Source organism: Streptomyces sp. P5F9 (genome assembly GCF_057961495.1).
On the sequence record NZ_JBXVPZ010001000.1, the window covers coordinates 1 to 827 of the forward strand.

The 827-nt window shown below is 71.1% G+C and carries 1 protein-coding gene; it reads right to left on the reverse strand.

The annotated features are described in order from the left end of the window. On the reverse strand, positions 1 to 827 hold an 827-nt coding region (locus AC31A1_RS52070; protein ID WP_489660020.1), incomplete at both ends, for a hypothetical protein.

The following is an 827-nucleotide window of genomic DNA, read 5'->3' on the forward strand; positions in this document are numbered from 1 at the left end:
GGGGCGGGGACGGTCTCGTACTCGCTGACCGAGAGGACGCCGCCGAGGCCCAGTTGGCGGTTGCGCACGTACGACGCCGGCAGCGGCGCCTGGCCCTGGACGGGCGCCGGGGTGAGACCGGTCACCGAGCGCATCCACCGTTCGTCACGGTCGAGTTGGCCCTGGGTCATGAGGAACTGGAGCCCGTCGGGGACGTCCACCGCGAAGATGACGGGGTCGATCGTGCCGGCGTCCAGGATCCCGTTGCCCAGCGTGCGGGAGCCGGCCCGGACCGTGACCACATAGGTGACGTCGGCGACCACCCGGTGCAGGTCGCCGCTCTCGGTGGGGGTGCGGTTGACGCCCGTGCCTGCGGTGAGCGTGTCGGAGGTGTCGGTGCGGGACACCTTGTTGAGCCGTACCGCCGGGCTGAGCTGGTTCTTGTTCGGCTCGGCGGCGCCCTGTTCCACCGGTGTGGTCGAGTTCTGGGTGGCCGATCCGGTGCCGCCGAACTGGTTCGACTTTCCCAGGGACTTGAGCTGCTGGGCGCTGTCGGTGGCCGAGACGCCGGTCTCCAGGTACTGCCGGGTGGTGTCGAGCAGGCGGGGCCGGTGCGCGATGGCCTGGATCTCCAGCGAGTACTGACCGTCCGCGAGGGTTCCCGGCAGGCTCAGGCCCTCAACTACGTAGGAATTCTTGAACAGTTCGTGGCCATGCGCGACGAGACTGCCCGGCGTGATCGCCGCGTGCCGGGTCTCGGCGGCACGCGTCCTGCTGTCCAACAGCCCGTGCCCGGCGAGCGGGAAGAAGCTCGCGCGCTGCGGCGCGGCGGGGGCGGGCGCGGGTGC